The sequence below is a fragment of the Tenacibaculum sp. FZY0031 genome (genome assembly GCF_036350695.1).
GTDB lineage: Bacteria > Bacteroidota > Bacteroidia > Flavobacteriales > Flavobacteriaceae > Polaribacter.
Genome location: NZ_JAZDVY010000023.1, coordinates 1 through 905, shown reverse-complemented (window position 1 = coordinate 905; position 905 = coordinate 1). Strand labels below are relative to the sequence as shown.

Annotated in this window: 1 pseudogene; it reads right to left on the bottom strand. The window is 33.1% G+C overall.

The window, feature by feature from the left end:
- Nucleotides 1-905 (bottom strand): annotated as a pseudogene (locus tag V1T75_RS16380) (hypothetical protein); the annotation flags it as partial.

Genomic DNA, 905 nt, shown 5'->3' with positions numbered 1-905 from the left:
ACTTTACCAGAAAAATCTAGCTTACTCTCTACAATATCGGTAGTTTCTAATTCATCATTTTTAGAATACACATAAATAGGTCGTGCTTTTTCGTCATAATAGGTAAGTGTAGTAATCCATTTTGTTGGAGAGCTTCCTAACACTTTTACTTTACTTCCTGTAGCTAAACTTTTTAGGTTTGTTGTTGAATTTACCCCATATATATTGCTTACAGAAGTATTAGCACCAGCTCTATCAAAAGTGTAATTATCGTAATAGTTTACAGTGAGTACTTCTATACTGGTCGAAGGAAAATCACTATTGCTATAATAAATACCGAATGTTCCTACACTAGGTAGTTTTTCTTCATAGTATTTTTGTTTTGAAGTATTTTGACTGTCAAAATAGGTTTGCATTGCTTTTCGGGTAATAACCGAACCATGTGTATAGATTCCAGTATATATCACTCTTCCTAGAGCATCATATTTAGTAAACAACCATTTTTTATCATCAACAATAGTATTGTTATTAACACTTCTTAAATTGGCATCTTGTGTAAGTACAGGTCTGTCTAACTTATCGTATACGATATACTCCCAACCTTTACCTGGTATTTTCTTTTCCACCAAGCGATTTCTGTGATCGTATATATATTGATAACACAATTCTGATAACTCTGTTGTATCTGGTTTAGCTGAATGCGGTTCAGATTTTGGGGGTAATACATAGGTTAAGTTTCCAAAATCATCATATACATAATAGGTATCGTGAGGAGTTTCAATTGCTGCTACCAAAGCAAAGGTTCGTTTTAAAATAACTTGTCCTTGTTTGTTTTTAAACTCCTCGGTGGTGTGGAGCTTACTTGTACCTCCTCCATGATTTTCATCTTTAGTAACCGTTTTATAGAGTTCTCCTGTTGTATAATT